Source organism: Atlantibacter hermannii (assembly GCF_009907385.1).
GTDB classification, from domain to species: Bacteria; Pseudomonadota; Gammaproteobacteria; order Enterobacterales; family Enterobacteriaceae; genus Atlantibacter; species Atlantibacter hermannii_A.
Genome location: NZ_JAAATR010000018.1, coordinates 247134 through 262292, shown reverse-complemented (window position 1 = coordinate 262292; position 15159 = coordinate 247134). Strand labels below are relative to the sequence as shown.

General features: G+C 57.4%; 12 protein-coding genes. All 12 read right to left on the bottom strand.

Annotation, left to right across the window (positions count from 1 at the left end):
* Nucleotides 1-94: 94 nt before the first annotated feature.
* The 12 genes from ftsZ to GV764_RS06355 all read right to left on the bottom strand — a co-directional run bounded on the left by ftsZ (nt 95) and on the right by GV764_RS06355 (nt 15149).
* Nucleotides 95-1246, bottom strand: coding sequence for a cell division protein FtsZ (gene ftsZ, locus GV764_RS06410; RefSeq protein ID WP_161659426.1), 1152 nt, complete (start codon nt 1244-1246; stop codon nt 95-97).
* A gap of 60 nt (nt 1247-1306) precedes the next feature.
* Nucleotides 1307-2563 (bottom strand): cell division protein FtsA, encoded by a 1257-nt coding sequence (gene ftsA, locus GV764_RS06405; protein WP_002434382.1) that lies wholly within the window; start codon nt 2561-2563, stop codon nt 1307-1309.
* On the bottom strand, nt 2560-3390 hold the full coding sequence (gene ftsQ, locus GV764_RS06400) for a cell division protein FtsQ (RefSeq protein WP_161659425.1): 831 nt from the start codon (nt 3388-3390) through the stop codon (nt 2560-2562). The genes ftsA and ftsQ overlap by 4 nt, the downstream gene beginning before the upstream one ends.
* A gap of 1 nt (nt 3391) precedes the next feature.
* On the bottom strand, nt 3392-4312 hold the full coding sequence (locus GV764_RS06395; RefSeq protein WP_161659424.1) for a D-alanine--D-alanine ligase: 921 nt from the start codon (nt 4310-4312) through the stop codon (nt 3392-3394).
* Nucleotides 4305-5780, bottom strand: a complete 1476-nt coding sequence (murC, locus tag GV764_RS06390) for a UDP-N-acetylmuramate--L-alanine ligase (RefSeq protein WP_161659423.1) — start codon at nt 5778-5780, stop codon at nt 4305-4307. Before murC ends, GV764_RS06395 begins: the two co-directional genes overlap by 8 nt.
* A gap of 70 nt (nt 5781-5850) precedes the next feature.
* Complete coding sequence (murG, locus tag GV764_RS06385) at nt 5851-6918, bottom strand: undecaprenyldiphospho-muramoylpentapeptide beta-N-acetylglucosaminyltransferase (RefSeq protein ID WP_161659422.1); 1068 nt, start codon at nt 6916-6918, stop codon at nt 5851-5853.
* Nucleotides 6915-8159: a cell division protein FtsW gene (ftsW, locus tag GV764_RS06380; protein ID WP_161659421.1), complete on the bottom strand. Its 1245-nt coding sequence runs from the start codon at nt 8157-8159 to the stop codon at nt 6915-6917. The genes murG and ftsW overlap by 4 nt, the downstream gene beginning before the upstream one ends.
* Nucleotides 8159-9475, bottom strand: coding sequence for a UDP-N-acetylmuramoyl-L-alanine--D-glutamate ligase (murD, locus tag GV764_RS06375; protein ID WP_161659420.1), 1317 nt, complete (start codon nt 9473-9475; stop codon nt 8159-8161). Before murD ends, ftsW begins: the two co-directional genes overlap by 1 nt.
* Nucleotides 9476-9477: 2 nt before the next feature.
* A complete protein-coding gene (gene mraY / locus GV764_RS06370; RefSeq protein ID WP_161659419.1) occupies nt 9478-10560 on the bottom strand; it encodes a phospho-N-acetylmuramoyl-pentapeptide-transferase in 1083 nt (360 codons plus the stop codon).
* Nucleotides 10554-11912 carry a UDP-N-acetylmuramoyl-tripeptide--D-alanyl-D-alanine ligase gene (gene murF / locus GV764_RS06365; protein ID WP_161659418.1) on the bottom strand — a complete coding sequence of 453 codons (1359 nt, stop codon included), beginning with the start codon at nt 11910-11912 and terminating at the stop codon, nt 10554-10556. Before murF ends, mraY begins: the two co-directional genes overlap by 7 nt.
* A complete protein-coding gene (gene murE / locus GV764_RS06360) occupies nt 11909-13396 on the bottom strand; it encodes a UDP-N-acetylmuramoyl-L-alanyl-D-glutamate--2,6-diaminopimelate ligase (protein ID WP_161659417.1) in 1488 nt (495 codons plus the stop codon). Before murE ends, murF begins: the two co-directional genes overlap by 4 nt.
* Nucleotides 13383-15149 carry a peptidoglycan glycosyltransferase FtsI gene (locus GV764_RS06355; RefSeq protein WP_125293205.1) on the bottom strand — a complete coding sequence of 589 codons (1767 nt, stop codon included), beginning with the start codon at nt 15147-15149 and terminating at the stop codon, nt 13383-13385. The genes murE and GV764_RS06355 overlap by 14 nt, the downstream gene beginning before the upstream one ends.
* Between the last annotated feature and the right edge of the window lie 10 nt (nt 15150-15159).

The window sequence follows — 15159 nt, the reverse complement described above, 5'->3', positions numbered from 1 at the left end:
TCTCGCCAAATAACCTATACAACCGAGAGTGTACATCACAATCGGCAGCGCAGTTTAGCACAAAGAGCGCTGAACCCCAACTTCCGGTTTATTCTTAATCAGCTTGTTTACGCAAAAATGCCGGAATATCTAAGTAATCCGGTTCTTTGGTCACTTGCGGCGTCGTATCGTTCACCGCTTTCGCTGCCGGTTTTTGTTCCTGTTGCAGCGGTGCCATACCGTGCTGCTGGTAACGATCCATTACTGGTTGCTGAGTCTGCTTATTGGTCACCAGGGTGATTTCCGGGCGTTTGTCCATGCCGATACCGGTCGCAACAACGGTCACGCGCAGTTCGTCATTCATATCCGGGTCAAGCGAAGTACCGATAACCACGGTTGCGTTATCAGATGCAAACGCACGGATGGTGTTCCCCACGGTTTCAAACTCATCCAGGCGCAGGTCGAAGCCCGCAGTGATGTTCACCAGCACGCCGCGCGCGCCAGACAGATCGATATCTTCCAGCAGCGGAGAAGAGATGGCCATTTCTGCCGCTTCTTCCGCACGGTCTTCACCGCTCGCTACGCCGGAACCCATCATGGCGTAACCCATTTCAGACATCACGGTACGCACGTCCGCGAAGTCAACGTTCATCAGGCCAGGACGGGTAATCAGTTCCGCGATGCCCTGAACTGCGCCTTTCAGCACATCGTTGGCTGCGCCGAACGCATCCAGCAGAGAGATGCCGCGGCCCAGCACTTTCAGTAATTTGTCGTTTGGGATAGTGATCAGCGAGTCCACGTGTTTGGACAGTTCGGTGATCCCCTGCTCTGCGAAGGCCATACGCTTCTTGCCTTCGAAGTTAAACGGTTTAGTTACCACCGCAACGGTCAGGATGCCCAGGTCTTTGGCTACTTCAGCCACCACCGGCGCAGCGCCCGTGCCTGTACCACCGCCCATACCGGCCGCGATGAACACCATGTCTGCACCATCCAGCGCAGCGCGCAACGCTTCGCGGTCTTCATCCGCAGCATTACGGCCAACTTCAGGATTCGCACCGGCGCCAAGGCCTTTGGTGATCCCGCTACCAATCTGGATAGTCTGTCCTACTGCGGTCTTACGCAATGCCTGGGCATCGGTGTTTACCGCGAAGAATTCCACACCTTCGATGCGCTCGCGCACCATGTGTTCGACGGCATTACCACCGCCACCGCCGACGCCGATGACTTTAATCACCGCGTCATTGGTCAGTTCCATAGGTTCAAACATAGTTTCTCTCCGTTTTGTGCCTGTCGCCTGAGACCGCAAACTCAGCGGTCTCTTTTAAAATTAAAACTCTTTTCGTAGCCAACCGTTGAGTCGTTTAATCCACGAGCCGACTGAAGTCCGTTTTTCCGTTTCCGTTTCACCACTGAGATGGGTTTCTTTCCCGTAGTGCAACAGGCCTACCGCCGTCGAATAGTAAGGCTCCTGAGCATAATCAGTAAGACCGGTAATATTCAATGGCTGCCCGATACGCACCTGCGTATGGAATACGCGTTGCGCACAGGCGGCGAGGCCTTCAATTTGTGCTGCGCCGCCGGTTAAGACGATGCCAGCCGCAAGATGGTGTTTCACCCCTTGCTGACGCAACTGCTCCTGCAATTGCAAAATTTCTTCGTTCACGAGGTTGAGCAACTCGGTATAACGCGGCTCAATCACCTCGGCAAGCGTTTGGCGCTGTAAACTGCGCGGCGGGCGTCCGCCCACGCTCGGTACTTCGACGCTTTCGTCTTTGCCGACAATCGATCCCAGCGCGCAGCCGTGGCGCACTTTAATCGCCTCGGCATCACTCGGCGGCGTACCGAAGGCGTAAGCGATATCACTGGTCACCACGTTCCCGGCATACGGGATCACTTTGGTATGACGCAGCGCACCGCCGGTATACACGGCGATATCCATTGTACCACCGCCGATATCCACGACACAGACGCCAAGTTCACGTTCATCTTCAGTCAGCACCGAATAGCTCGCCGCAAGACCTGCGAAAATGAGTTGGTCAACTTTCAGGCCACATCGTTCAACCGCTTTGACAATGTTTTTTGCCATATCGTTGTGGCAGGTGATCAAATGTACCTTAGCCTGCATACGTACACCGGATAACCCGACCGGATTTTTAATGCCTTCCTGATAATCGATGGCATATTCCTGAGGAATAACATGCAGAACGCGGTGTTCGTCGCGCACACGCACCGATTTGGCGGTGTGGACCACGTTTTCTACATCTTCCTGCGTCACTTCCTCTTCGGAAATCGGCACCATACCGATTTCGTTCTGGCAACTGATGTGCTTACCCGAAAGCGCCAGATACACCGAAGAGATCTGGCAATCCGCCATCAGTTCCGCCTGGTCAATGGCGCGCTGTACGCACTTCACCACTGACTCCAGATCGTTTACCCCGCCTTTGTCCATGCCACGGGAGGGGCAACTCCCGACGCCAATAATATTGACCATACCATCGGGCAGAACTTCCCCTACTAAAGCGGCGACCTTTGCGGTCCCGATCTCTAGTCCAACTACCAGTTTTCTGTCCGTCGCCTTGATCATTGTTGTTCTGCCTGTGCCTGATTCTGTTGCTGATTAGGTTCTTCAACTGGCGCGGGTATCCAACCCACCGCCGCGCCTGAGTCGTAGCGCAAATCGACGTAACTGATTCGTTTTGCGTCAGCCTGCGACTGCTGTTGCAGAACCGGGTAAAGTTCTACAAACCGCGCCAGACGTTTCATCGTATCGCCTCTGCCCAGATTGAGCTTTATGTCATTCGTCAGCGTCAACTGCCAGGAGCGACGAGCGGTCATAGCCGCTTCCTTAACCGTGAACCTGTCCTTCGCCAGCACTTGTCCCATATCGCGATAGCCCTGAAGCACTTCGTTTTCACTGCCTTCCGGGCCGTAGAGCATCGGTAAAATCTGTTTGCTGGTTCGCGAAGCCGGCACGCTGAACGCATTTCCCTGCGCGTCAATCATGTGCTGGTCATTCCAACGTGCTATGGGCACATATTCAACCAGATGAATCTTCAATTCGTCCGGCCACTGCTTTCTAACGCTCGCCTGCTTGATCCAGGGCAAGCGTTCGATTTGCTGCTGGATGATATTCACGTCCTGGGTCATAAACGTGCCTGGCGAACCTAAGGCCAGAATCGACTGACGAATATCATCATTGCGCGTGTAGTGACGGTCCCCGGTCACGACCAGCTTTGATAAAGGAAGGCGCTGCGCATCTTCCATCCAGCCCAATACCACCCAACCGCCAAAAAACACGGTACATAACACAGCCAGCAGAAACAACATGCCTGCAAGTCGCGTTCCATTATTGCGGTTCGAGGATGTAACCTCCTCGGAACGGTTTCGGGTGTTTAGCGCCGCCTGCGACATATCACTCCGCCAATGCCAGAATACGGACAACTAACTGCGAGAAGCTCAGCCCCGCCTGACGCGCCGCCATCGGCACCAGGCTATGGCTGGTCATTCCCGGCGCGGTATTCACTTCCAGCAAATAAAACGCGCCATCGCTATCCAGCATCACGTCAACACGTCCCCAGCCCTGGCAGCCCAGAGCATTCCAGGCCTCAAGCACCAGCGCGTTCAGTGCGCTTTCACGATCGGCTTCCAGACCTGACGGGCAGAAATATTGTGTATCATCAGAGAGATACTTGGCCTCATAATCATAGAAGGTTCCAGCGGGTTGAATACGAATCGACGGTAAAATTTCTTCACCGAGGATCGCCACCGTAAATTCCGGGCCGCTCAGCCACTTCTCAACCAGCACTTCTTCGTCATGTTCAAACGCTAAAGCCAGCGCCGCATCAAGGTTTTCAGAGGCGTCGACTTTCGACATGCCTACGCTGGAGCCCTCGCGGCTGGGCTTCACGATTAACGGCAAACCTAATTCCGCAATCGCCTGACGTGTAGCGTTATCAAGCCCGGCGCTGAACGCTTTACGCGTCAACCCAACCCAGGGCGCAACCGGCAGGCCCGCACCTTTCCAGAGCAATTTCGTCCGCTGTTTGTCCATGGTGATCGCCGAGGCCATCACACCGCTGCCGGTGTAGGGCAGATCCATAAACTCCAGCAACCCCTGCAACGTGCCGTCTTCACCGCCCCGGCCATGCAGGGCGATAAACACTTTATCGAAGCCTTCTTCTTTCAGCGTCGTGACCGGCGTGTCGCGCGGATCGACCGCATACGCGTCAACGCCGCCTTCGCGCAGACCTTTCAGCACCGCGGCGCCGGACTGCAAAGACACTTCACGCTCGGCGGAAAAACCGCCCAGCAGTACTGCAATTTTCTCAGCCATGTTGCTCATCCTCACGCGTTTGCGGCTGCAACTTCACCTCAGCCAGGTGGCGAGCAATCTTGCCGATGTTCCCGGCACCCTGCACCAGAATTAAATCGTTGCCGGTTAATACCGGCGCCAGCATTTCAGCGACCTGTTTCGGCTCAGACACCAGAATCGGGTCGATTTTGCCGCGCCCGCGAATGGTGCGACATAGCGAGCGGCTATCCGCGCCAGGGATCGCCGCCTCGCCTGCGGAATAGACATCCAGCATCAGCAGCGCGTCGACCTGAGACAGCACGTTGGCGAAATCGTCATACAGATCGCGGGTACGGGTATAACGGTGCGGCTGGAAGATCATCACCAGATTTTTATCCGGCCAGCCCGCGCGCGCCGCTTTAATGGTGGCGTCCACTTCCGTCGGATGATGACCATAGTCATCTACCAGCATCGCGGTGCCCGATTTCTCGTTCACTGCGGCCAGCGGGAATTCGCCCAGGAAATCAAAACGTCGGCCTGTGCCCTGGAAGTTTTCCAGCGCGCGCAGGATGGCGTCATCTTCAATGCCCTCTTCAGTCGCCACCGCCACCGCCGCTGCGGCGTTAAGCGCGTTATGGCGCCCCGGCGCATTCAGCGTGACGTGCAGTTCCGGCTTATCCTGGCGCACGATAATAAAATGGCCCTGGGCACCACGCTGGACGTACTGCTCGACGCGTACGTCAGCATCGTCGCTAAAGCCATAGGTGGTGGTTTGACGCCCGACGCGCGGCAGCAGCTCGCGGATCACCGGATCGTCGACACACATCACCGCACGGCCATAAAACGGCAGGTTGTGCAGGAAGTTAATAAACGTCTGCTTTAAATTCTCGAAGTCGCCCTGGTAGGTATCCATATGGTCGGCTTCGATGTTGGTCACGATGGAAACCATCGGCTGCAGATGCAGGAACGACGCGTCGCTTTCATCCGCTTCGGCAATCAGATAGCGGCTGTGCCCCAGACGCGCGTGCACGCCTGCCGCTTTCACCAGTCCGCCGTTGACAAACGTCGGGTCAAGCCCCGCTTCGGCGTAAATGCTGGACACCATCGCTGTTGTCGTTGTTTTACCGTGCGTCCCGGCAATGGCGATGCCGTGACGAAAACGCATTAATTCCGCCAGCATTTCCGCGCGGCGGATCACCGGGATACGCGCTTCATGAGCGGCAACGATTTCCGGGTTATCCGCAGAAATCGCGCTGGAAACCACCACCACGCTGGCGTCGCTGACATTTTCCGGGCGATGGTTGAAATAAATCGTGGCGCCCAAAGCAGCCAACTGCTGGGTCACCGGATTGGGCGCCAGGTCGGACCCGCTAATCTGATACCCTTCATTTGCCAACACTTCGGCAATACCGCCCATGCCAGCACCGCCGATGCCGACAAAATGAATGTGCCGGACACGACGCATCTCGGGCACGATAGAACGCAGTTTCGCCAGTTGTTGTGTATTCATTCTTCTAAAGCCTTTGGCATCAACGCCTTAACATCTCAACATCACGCGGATCAAAGGTTGTCCGCAAGAATTACGCCTGTGTAACGGCGCGTACTTCATTAGCTACCCGCTCGGTAGCATCCACAATGGCCGCACCACGCGCCCGCTTCGCCATCGCCAACAGAGTGGGACGATCCCATCCCGCCAGCGTTTCGCTCACCGCGTCGACGGTAAATTGTGGCTGTTCGAAAATCTTCGCTGCCCCGGCTTTCTCCAGGGGAAGCGCATTCCAGTACTGCTGGCGATCTTTATGCTGAAAAGGCACAAATAGCGCGGGCAGGCCGGCTGCGGCGAGTTCGCTCACGGTTAACGCTCCGGAGCGGCATACCACCACGTCGGCCCAGCTATAGGCCGCCGCCATATCATCAATAAATTCGGTCACTTTATGCTGCGGTTGACCGGCTGCGGCGTAAGCCTGCTGCACCTCGTTCAGTGCGCCTTTACCGCACTGGTGCCAGAGCGTAATCCGCTCGCCCAGACGCCCTGCCACCTGCGGCATGGTCTGGTTGAGGATACGCGCGCCCTGAGACCCGCCCACCACTAACACCCGCACCGGGCCTTCGCGGCCCGACAGGCGCTGTTCCGGCTCCGGCAACGCCAGCACATCGGTGCGTACCGGGTTGCCCACCACATCCGCATTGGGGAATGCGCCGGGGAAGGCTTGCATCACTTTGCGGGCAATTTTCGCCAGCCATTTATTGGTCAGCCCGGCAATCCCATTCTGTTCATGCAGCACCACCGGAATGCCCAGCGACCAGGCTGCCAGACCGCCAGGCCCGGAAACATAGCCGCCCATACCCAATACCACGTCCGGCCGATAGCGCTTCATAATGGCGCGCGCCTGCCGCCAGGCATTAAAAATACGCATCGGCGCCAGCAGCAGCGCTTTCACGCCCTTGCCGCGCAGCCCGGAGATGCGGATAAAATCGATCTCGATGCCATGACGCGGCACCAGATCTGCTTCCATCCGGTCAGCCGTTCCCAGCCAACGTACCTGCCAGCCCTGAGCCATTAAATGGTGCGCCACCGCAAGCCCCGGGAACACATGCCCCCCGGTCCCGCCTGCCATCACCATTAACCGTTTCGTCTGGCCGCTCATCGGGCACTCCTTGTAAACGCCTGCGCCTTTTCCAGACGCGTTTCGTAGTCAATCCGTAACAACAGCATGATCGCGGTCGACATAATGATTAAGCTGGAACCGCCGTAACTGATCAGCGGTAGCGTCAGACCTTTCGTCGGCAACATACCCGCCGCCGCCCCAACGTTAACCAGCGCCTGGAAGCTAAACCAGATACCGATAGAGCACGCCAGGAAGCCGGAAAAACGTTGGTCGATCTCCAGCGCGCGTCGGCCAATCGACATGGCGCGAAAAGCGACGAAGAATACCATCAAAAGGGCCAGTACTACACCGATATACCCCAGTTCTTCGCCGATGATGGAGAAGATGAAGTCGGTGTGCGCTTCCGGCAGATACTCCAGTTTTTGTACCGAATTACCTAATCCCTGCCCCCACAGTTCGCCGCGGCCAAACGCCATCAGCGATTGCGTTAACTGGTAGCCGCTACCGAACGGATCTTCCCAGGGGTTCCAGAAGGAGGTCACACGCCGGATACGATAAGGCTCTGCGAGGATCAGTAGCACCACCGCCGAGATCCCCATGCCGATAATGGCGATAAACTGCCAGAGCTTAGCCCCCGCCAGGAACAGCATCGCCAGGGTAGTAACAAACAGCACCACCACCGTACCGAGGTCAGGCTGGGCCAGCAGCAGCACCGCCATCACCAGGATCACGCCCATCGGTTTTAAGAATCCGCGCAGGTTGTTTCGGACTTCATCAACCTTGCGGACCAGGTAGTTGGACAGATAACAAAACAGCGACAGCTTGGAAAACTCCGCTGGCTGGATACGCAGCGGGCCGAGGGCGATCCAGCGCGACGCACCGTTAACCGAGCTACCCACTACCAGTACAATCAGCAGCATCACGATAGACGCGATAAGCATTGCGGCGCTGTAGCGCTGCCAGACTTCCATCGGCATTCGCAGCGTGACCATTGCCAGCATAAATGCCAGGAAGATATAGATCGCGTCACGCTTGGCGAACAGGAACGGATCGTCCGCCAGCCTTTGCCCCACGGGCATTGACGCTGAGGTCACCATAATAAAGCCCACCGCCGCCAGGCCCAGCGTCAGCCACAGCAGCGTGCGGTCATACATCACAAGGCTATTGGCGTCTTTATCTCTGGACCCCATTACCCAGCCTTTCAGCGCCACAAACAGCCATGCCAGGATACCGACTCCCGGGAAGCGTGGAACGCGCAGGCGAGGAAGAGACAACCGCATCAGCCTAACTCCTTCGCCAGGCGGGTAAATTCATCGCCGCGTTGCTCAAAGTTTTTAAACTGATCGAGGCTGGCGCAGGCGGGCGACAGCAACACCATATCCCCTGGCTGCACGTTGCTGGCGATAATATGCATAGCGTCTTCCATGGTCGCGGTTTGCTCCGCCACTTCCGGACGTAGCGCCGCCAGCTCCGCGCCGTCACGGCCAAAACAGTAAAGACGGATCCGATCGCCCTGCAAATAGCGGTTGAGCGGAGAAAAGTCAGCGGATTTACCGTCGCCGCCCAGCAACAGGTGCAGGGTGCCGTCGATATGCAAACCATTGAGCGCCGCTTCGGTGCTGCCGACGTTAGTGGCTTTGGAATCGTTGATCCAACGCACGCCGTTATGGTCGTAAGCCAGCTGGAAGCGGTGCGCCAGCCCGGTAAAGGTAGTCAGCGCTTTCAGGCTGCTGGAGCGCGGCAGGCCTACGGCATCGGCTAAGGCCAGCGCCGCCAGGGCGTTGGTATAGTTGTGACGACCAACGATTTTTATCTCTTTCGCGTTCAGGATCTTCTCGCCCTTCACCCGCAGCCAGGTGTCGCCCTGCTGATGGTTTAGATGGTAATCCCCCACGTCGATGCCAAAGCTCACGCAACGCTCATCCGCTCCGCGCACCGGCATGGTCAGCGCGTCGTCGGCGTTCACCACACAAACATCGGCGTTTTCATAAATCTTGAGTTTGGCAGCGCGGTATTGCTGAAGGCCGAAGGGATAGCGATCCATATGATCTTCCGTCACATTCAGTACCGTGGCGGCTTTGGCGCGCAGGCTATGGGTCGTCTCCAGCTGGAAGCTGGAAAGCTCGAGCACATACAGCTCTTTTTCATTATCCAGCAGCATCAGCGCTGGCAGGCCAATATTGCCGCCCACGCCGACGCTGACGCCCGCCGCTTTCGCCATTTCACCCACCAGAGTGGTGACAGTACTTTTGCCGTTCGAACCGGTGATAGCAACAATGGGGGCCTGCGCTTCACGGCAGAACAGTTCGATATCGCCAATGATTTCGACGCCTGCGTCCGCGGCTGCGCTGAGTGACGGATGCGCCAGCGCCATACCTGGGCTGGCGATGATCAGATCCGCATTCAGCAGCCACTCGTCGTTTAACGAGCCCAGATGGCGTTCGACGGTTTCAGGAAGATTATCAAGGCCCGGCAGTGCCTGGCGGGTATCCATTACGCGCGGCGTCACGCCGCGTGCCAGGAAAAAGTCCACGCAGGAAAGCCCGGTTAATCCGAGACCAATGATGACGACTTGCTTACCCTGATAATCTGCCATGATTAACGTACCTTCAGCGTCGCCAGGCCAATCAGCACCAGCATCAGCGAAATAATCCAGAAGCGCACAATCACGCGCGGCTCCGGCCAGCCTTTCAGTTCATAGTGATGGTGAATCGGGGCCATGCGGAAAATACGTTGTCCGCGCAGCTTGAACGATCCAACCTGCAGGATCACCGACAGGGTTTCAACGACAAACACGCCGCCCATGATCACCAGCAGGAACTCCTGGCGCAGCAGTACCGCGATAATGCCCAGCGCGCCGCCCAGTGCCAGAGAGCCGACGTCGCCCATAAAGACCTGCGCCGGATAGGTGTTGAACCACAGGAAGCCGAGCCCCGCACCGACAATTGCCGTACAGACAATCACCAGTTCGCCGGCATGCCGTAAATAAGGAATGTGCAGATAGCTGGCGAAGTTCATGTTGCCGGTCGCCCAGGCCACCAGCGCAAAACCCGCCGCCACGAACACGGTCGGCATAATCGCCAGTCCGTCCAGGCCGTCAGTAAGGTTGACTGCATTGCCGGTGCCGACAATCACGAAATAGGCCAGAATCACGTAGAAGATGCCCAGCTGCGGCATGACGTCTTTAAAGAACGGCACTACCAGTTCGGTAGCTGGCGTGTCTTTGCCTGCCATATACAAGGCAAACGCCACGGTCAGGGCGATCACCGACATCCAGAAATACTTCCAGCGAGCGATCAGCCCTTTGGTGTCTTTACGCACCACTTTGCGGTAATCATCCACAAAGCCCACCGCGCCATACCCTACCAGCACGAACAGCACGCACCAGACGTAAGGATTAGAAGGATAGGCCCACAGCACCACCGAAACCACGATGGAGGTCAGGATCATAATCCCGCCCATGGTCGGGGTGCCGCGTTTGCTGAAATGCGACTCCGGGCCATCGTTACGCACGACCTGGCCGAAGGACAATTTTTGCAGGTGCGCAATCATGCGCGGCCCCATCCATAAAGAGATAAACAGAGCGGTCAGCAGGCTGACAATGGCGCGAAACGTCAGATAGGAAAAGACGTTGAAGCCGGAATAATATTTGACCAAATGCTCGGCCAGCCAAACTAACATGTCGCGTTCTCCTGTAATGCGCGAACCACCTCTTCCATGGCAGAGCTGCGTGAACCCTTCACTAAAATCGTCATAATGGTATGTTCCGCGCGTAGCGCCCTGAGGCGTTCAATCACGGCTTTTTTATCCTGGTAATGTTCGCCTACGCCGCTGGCCTGGCTCAAAATTTCGCTGGCTTTGCCGACGCTTAACACTTTGTCGATATTGGCAGCTTTCGCCGCTTCACCCACTTCGCGATGGCAGGCGTCGGACTCTGCGCCTAACTCCGCCATATCGCCCACGACCATCACCCGGTAGCCTGGCATTTCGCTTAGCACCTGCGCAGCGGCGGTCATCGAGCCGACGTTAGCGTTATAGCTGTCGTCCAGCAGCAGCTGGTTTTCAGCCAGTTGGATCGGGAACAGGCGGCCCGGCACGGCTTTTAATTTCGCCAGCCCGGCTTTGATTGCGTCATGGCTTGCGCCCACCGCCGTCGCCAGCGCGCTTGCCGCAAGGGCATTGGCGATATTGTGGCGACCCGGCAAAGGCAGCAGCACATCCACATCGCCGGTAGGGGTGACAAGAGTCAACTCAGTGCCGTGGCTGGTGATATGAATATTGGTGGCGCTGAAATCGCTTCCGGCGGCGTTCGGTGAAAAACGCCATACTTTGCGATCGCCGATCACCGCCTGCCAGTTCAGCCAGTCGTTGTTATCGGCGTTCAGGATCGCGATGCCGTCGGCGGTCAGGCCGGAGAAAATCTCCCCTTTCGCTTTCGCCACGCCCGCCAGCGAACCAAACCCTTCCAGATGCGCGGCGGCAAGATTATTCACCAGCGCCGCTTCCGGGCGGGTCAGGCCAACGGTCCAGGCGATCTCGCCCTGATGGTTAGCGCCCAGCTCAATTACCGCGTACTGATGCTCCGGCGTCAGACGCAGCAATGTCATCGGCACGCCAATGTCATTATTTAGATTGCCTGCGGTAAAAAGCGTGTTGCCGCATTCGCTGAGGATCGCCGCCGTCATCTCTTTGACGGAGGTTTTACCGGAGGAACCGGTTAACGCCACTATGCGCGCCGGAACCTGCGAGCGCACCCACGCCGCCAGTTCGCCGAACGCGAGACGCGTGTCGTTGACGATAATCTGCGGCAGTGCCGCGTCTACCGGGCGACTGACCAGCAACGCGCCTGCCCCACCCTGCTGCGCGGTTTGCGCAAAATCATGGGCGTCGAAGCGCTCGCCTTTGAGCGCCACAAACAGGCAGCCCGGCGTCAGTTTGCGGGTATCGGTGGTTACCGCGTCGATGACGCAATCGTCACCCCGTAACTCGCCGCCCAGCAGCGTGGCGAGTTTTTCCAGAGAAACCGGGATCATGCCACCACTCCCAACAGACGCGCAGCGGTCATACGATCCGAATAGTCCAGCCGACGAGTGCCGACGATTTGATAATCTTCATGACCTTTACCGGCGATCAGCACCACGTCGTTTTCTTTAGCCTGCATAATGGCGTTGGTCACTGCTTCGGCGCGGCCTTCGACAGCGCGCGCACGGCCTGCATCCAGCATGCCCGACAGAATATCGGTGATGATCGCTTTAGGATCTTCGGTACGCGGGTTGTCATCGGTGACCACAACCACATCGGCGAACTGCTCGGCGATGGCGCCCATCAGCGGACGTTTGCCTTTATCGCGATCGCCGCCGCAGCCGAAGACGCACCACAGTTTACCGGCGCAGTGCAACCGCGCGGCCTGCAACGCTTTTTCCAGCGCATCAGGAGTATGGGCGTAATCCACAACCACGGTAGGCTTGTTCGGCGCGCTGAACACTTCCATACGGCCGCACACCGGTTGCAGACGGGACGCGGTTTCCATCAGTGCCGGAAGCGGATAATCCAGCGCCAGGAGCGTTCCTAAGGCCAGTAACAGGTTACTGACGTTAAATGCACCCATCAGGCGGCTTTCAATTTCGCCGTTGCCCCAGGAGGAATCGAAGCGGATCGTCGCGCCGCTGTCGTGGTAGCGCACCTCGCTGGCTTTCAGCCAGCGGCCCCGGCAGGCCGGATTGATATTGTCTTCCATCGAGACCGCAACGGCGTCCGGCAATTTCGCCAGCCAGCGGCGGCCCACGTCGTCATCGGCATTGATGATGGACTGGCCGTAGTGATGCGAAGAAAACAGCAGCCATTTCGCGGCTTCGTAGCTCTCCATATCGCCGTGATAATCCAGATGATCGCGGCTTAAATTAGTAAACACCGAGGCCGCGAATGTCAGCGCGGCGACGCGATGCTGCACCAGGCCATGGGAGGAGACTTCCATGGCGGCGAAGGTCGCGCCCTGGTCCGCCAGGCCGCCCAGCACTTGCTGCACGTCCACCGCAGAACCGGTGGTGTTTTCCGTCGGACTGACTTTACCCAACAGGCCATTGCCCACAGTGCCCATCACAGCGCTGGTTTCGCCCAGCAGTTGGCTCCACTGCGCCAGTAATTGCGTGGTGGTGGTTTTGCCGTTGGTGCCCGTCACGCCGACCAGGCGCAGTTGCTGGCTCGGCTCATGATAAAAACGTCCCGCCAGCGCGGATAACCGTTCATTTAACTGTTCGAGAAAGATAACCGGAACGCCGTGAATTTCACGGACTTCACCGTCAGTGGCTTCGCCTTTCGCTTCCGCCACAATGGCAGCTACACCTTGCGCTATCGCCTGCGGGATAAACCGACGCCCGTCCGCCTGATGACCGACCACGGCTACAAAAAGATCGCCTGCGGCAGCCACACGGCTGTCGAGCGTCATTTCTCGTAGCGCGCGCGCGGGTAAACCCGTTACCCACGGCGCAAGTAGGTCGCGCAAATTACGATCTGCCACCTGTTCCCTCTGCTTGATTGATTACAAATTCACTTTTTTCGCCCGTCGCCAGGGCATCTGGTTCGATATTCATGGTGCGTAATACGCCGCCCATAATGGCTCCGAACACCGGTGCAGATACGGCACCACCGTAATATTTACCTGCCTGCGGGTCGTTGATGACCACCACCAGCGCAAAACGCGGATGGCTCGCTGGCGCGACGCCCGCAGTGTAAGCAATGTATTTGTTGATATAGCGCCCGTCCGGGCCAACCTTTTTCGCCGTACCGGTCTTGATGGCGATGCGGTAACCCTTGATCGCCGCTTTCACGCCGCCGCCGCCAGGCAGCGCCACGCTTTCCATCATATGTACGACGGTACGCACGACTGATTCATTGAAGATACGCTCGCCGGGAACCGGCGGGTCGACTTTGGTGATCGACAGCGGACGGTAGATGCCGTAGCTGCCAATTGTTGCGTAGACTCGCGCTAACTGTAACGGCGTTACCATTAGCCCGTAGCCGAAAGAGAAGGTGGCCCTCTCTATGTCAGACCACCGTTGTTTTTGAGGATATAAGCCACTGCGTTCTCCGACCAACCCCAAATTGGTCGCTTTACCCAGCCCAAAACGTGAGTAAGTATCTACTAACGCTGAGGACGGCATCGCTAACGCCAGCTTTGAAACACCGACGTTACTCGACTTCTGTAACACCCCGGTCAGGGTTAATTCGCTATAGCGCGCCACGTCTTTGATCTCATGACCATTAATGCGGTACGGCACAGTATTCAGTACGGTATTTTCATTGACCACGCCGCGTTGCAGGGCCGTCATCACCACCATCGGCTTCACCGTTGAACCCGGTTCGAAGACGTCAGTGATGGTGCGGTTACGCATAATGTCTTTCGGCGTGCCCGAGATATTATTCGGGTTATATGAGGGGCTGTTAGCCATGGCCAGCACTTCGCCGGTGTTCACGTCCACCAGCACGGCACTGCCCGATTCGGCTTTGTTGAACGCCACAGCGTTGTTCAGTTCGCGGTAAACCAGCGCCTGCAAGCGCTCATCAATGCTTAGCGCCAGGTTATGCGCCGCCTGGCTGTCGGTAGAAGAGATGTCTTCAATCACGCGGCCATAGCGGTCTTTACGCACAATACGCTCGCCAGGCTGGCCGGTTAGCCATTTATCGAAGCTTTTTTCAACGCCTTCAATGCCCTGGCTATCCACATTAGTAAAACCAATGAGGTGAGCGGTCACTTCGCCCGACGGGTAATAACGACGTGATTCATCGCGCAGATGAATACCGGGCAGCTTGAGCTTTTTAATGTAATCGCCAATGTCCGGGTTGACCTGACGAGCAAGGTAGATAAAGCGCCCTTTCGGGTTGGCGTTAATGCGCGACGCCAGCTGATCCAGCGGCAGCTTCAGGGCATCGGAAAGCGCTTTCCAGCGGTTATCGAGCGTAATGCCGCCCGCGTCGTGCAACTCTTTGGGATCGGCCCATACTGCCCTGACCGGCACGCTGACCGCCAGCGGGCGTCCGGAACGATCGGTAATCAGGCCGCGCGACGTCGCCACTTCCTGAACGCGCAGCGAGCGCATATCGCCCTGACGCACCAGCATATCGGGCGCAATAATTTGCAGCCAGGCCACGCGCGCCAGCAGGAAAGAGAGCGCCAGCAAGATACACCCGCAGAGCAACGCAAAACGCCAACCTATAAAGTTGGCCTGTTCTTCCTGGCGTTTCGGTTTAAGCGTTTTTGCCGCTGCTCTCATGCCTGCTGTA

Coding starts and splice junctions, on each gene's coding strand:
- ftsZ (WP_161659426.1), bottom strand. CDS start 1,246: ATGTTTGAACCTATGGAACTGACCAATGACGCGGTGATTAAAGTCATC.
- ftsA (WP_002434382.1), bottom strand. CDS start 2,563: ATGATCAAGGCGACGGACAGAAAACTGGTAGTTGGACTAGAGATCGGG.
- ftsQ (WP_161659425.1), bottom strand. CDS start 3,390: ATGTCGCAGGCGGCGCTAAACACCCGAAACCGTTCCGAGGAGGTTACA.
- GV764_RS06395 (WP_161659424.1), bottom strand. CDS start 4,312: ATGGCTGAGAAAATTGCAGTACTGCTGGGCGGTTTTTCCGCCGAGCGT.
- murC (WP_161659423.1), bottom strand. CDS start 5,780: ATGAATACACAACAACTGGCGAAACTGCGTTCTATCGTGCCCGAGATG.
- murG (WP_161659422.1), bottom strand. CDS start 6,918: ATGAGCGGCCAGACGAAACGGTTAATGGTGATGGCAGGCGGGACCGGG.
- ftsW (WP_161659421.1), bottom strand. CDS start 8,159: ATGCGGTTGTCTCTTCCTCGCCTGCGCGTTCCACGCTTCCCGGGAGTC.
- murD (WP_161659420.1), bottom strand. CDS start 9,475: ATGGCAGATTATCAGGGTAAGCAAGTCGTCATCATTGGTCTCGGATTA.
- mraY (WP_161659419.1), bottom strand. CDS start 10,560: ATGTTAGTTTGGCTGGCCGAGCATTTGGTCAAATATTATTCCGGCTTC.
- murF (WP_161659418.1), bottom strand. CDS start 11,912: ATGATCCCGGTTTCTCTGGAAAAACTCGCCACGCTGCTGGGCGGCGAG.
- GV764_RS06355 (WP_125293205.1), bottom strand. CDS start 15,149: ATGAGAGCAGCGGCAAAAACGCTTAAACCGAAACGCCAGGAAGAACAG.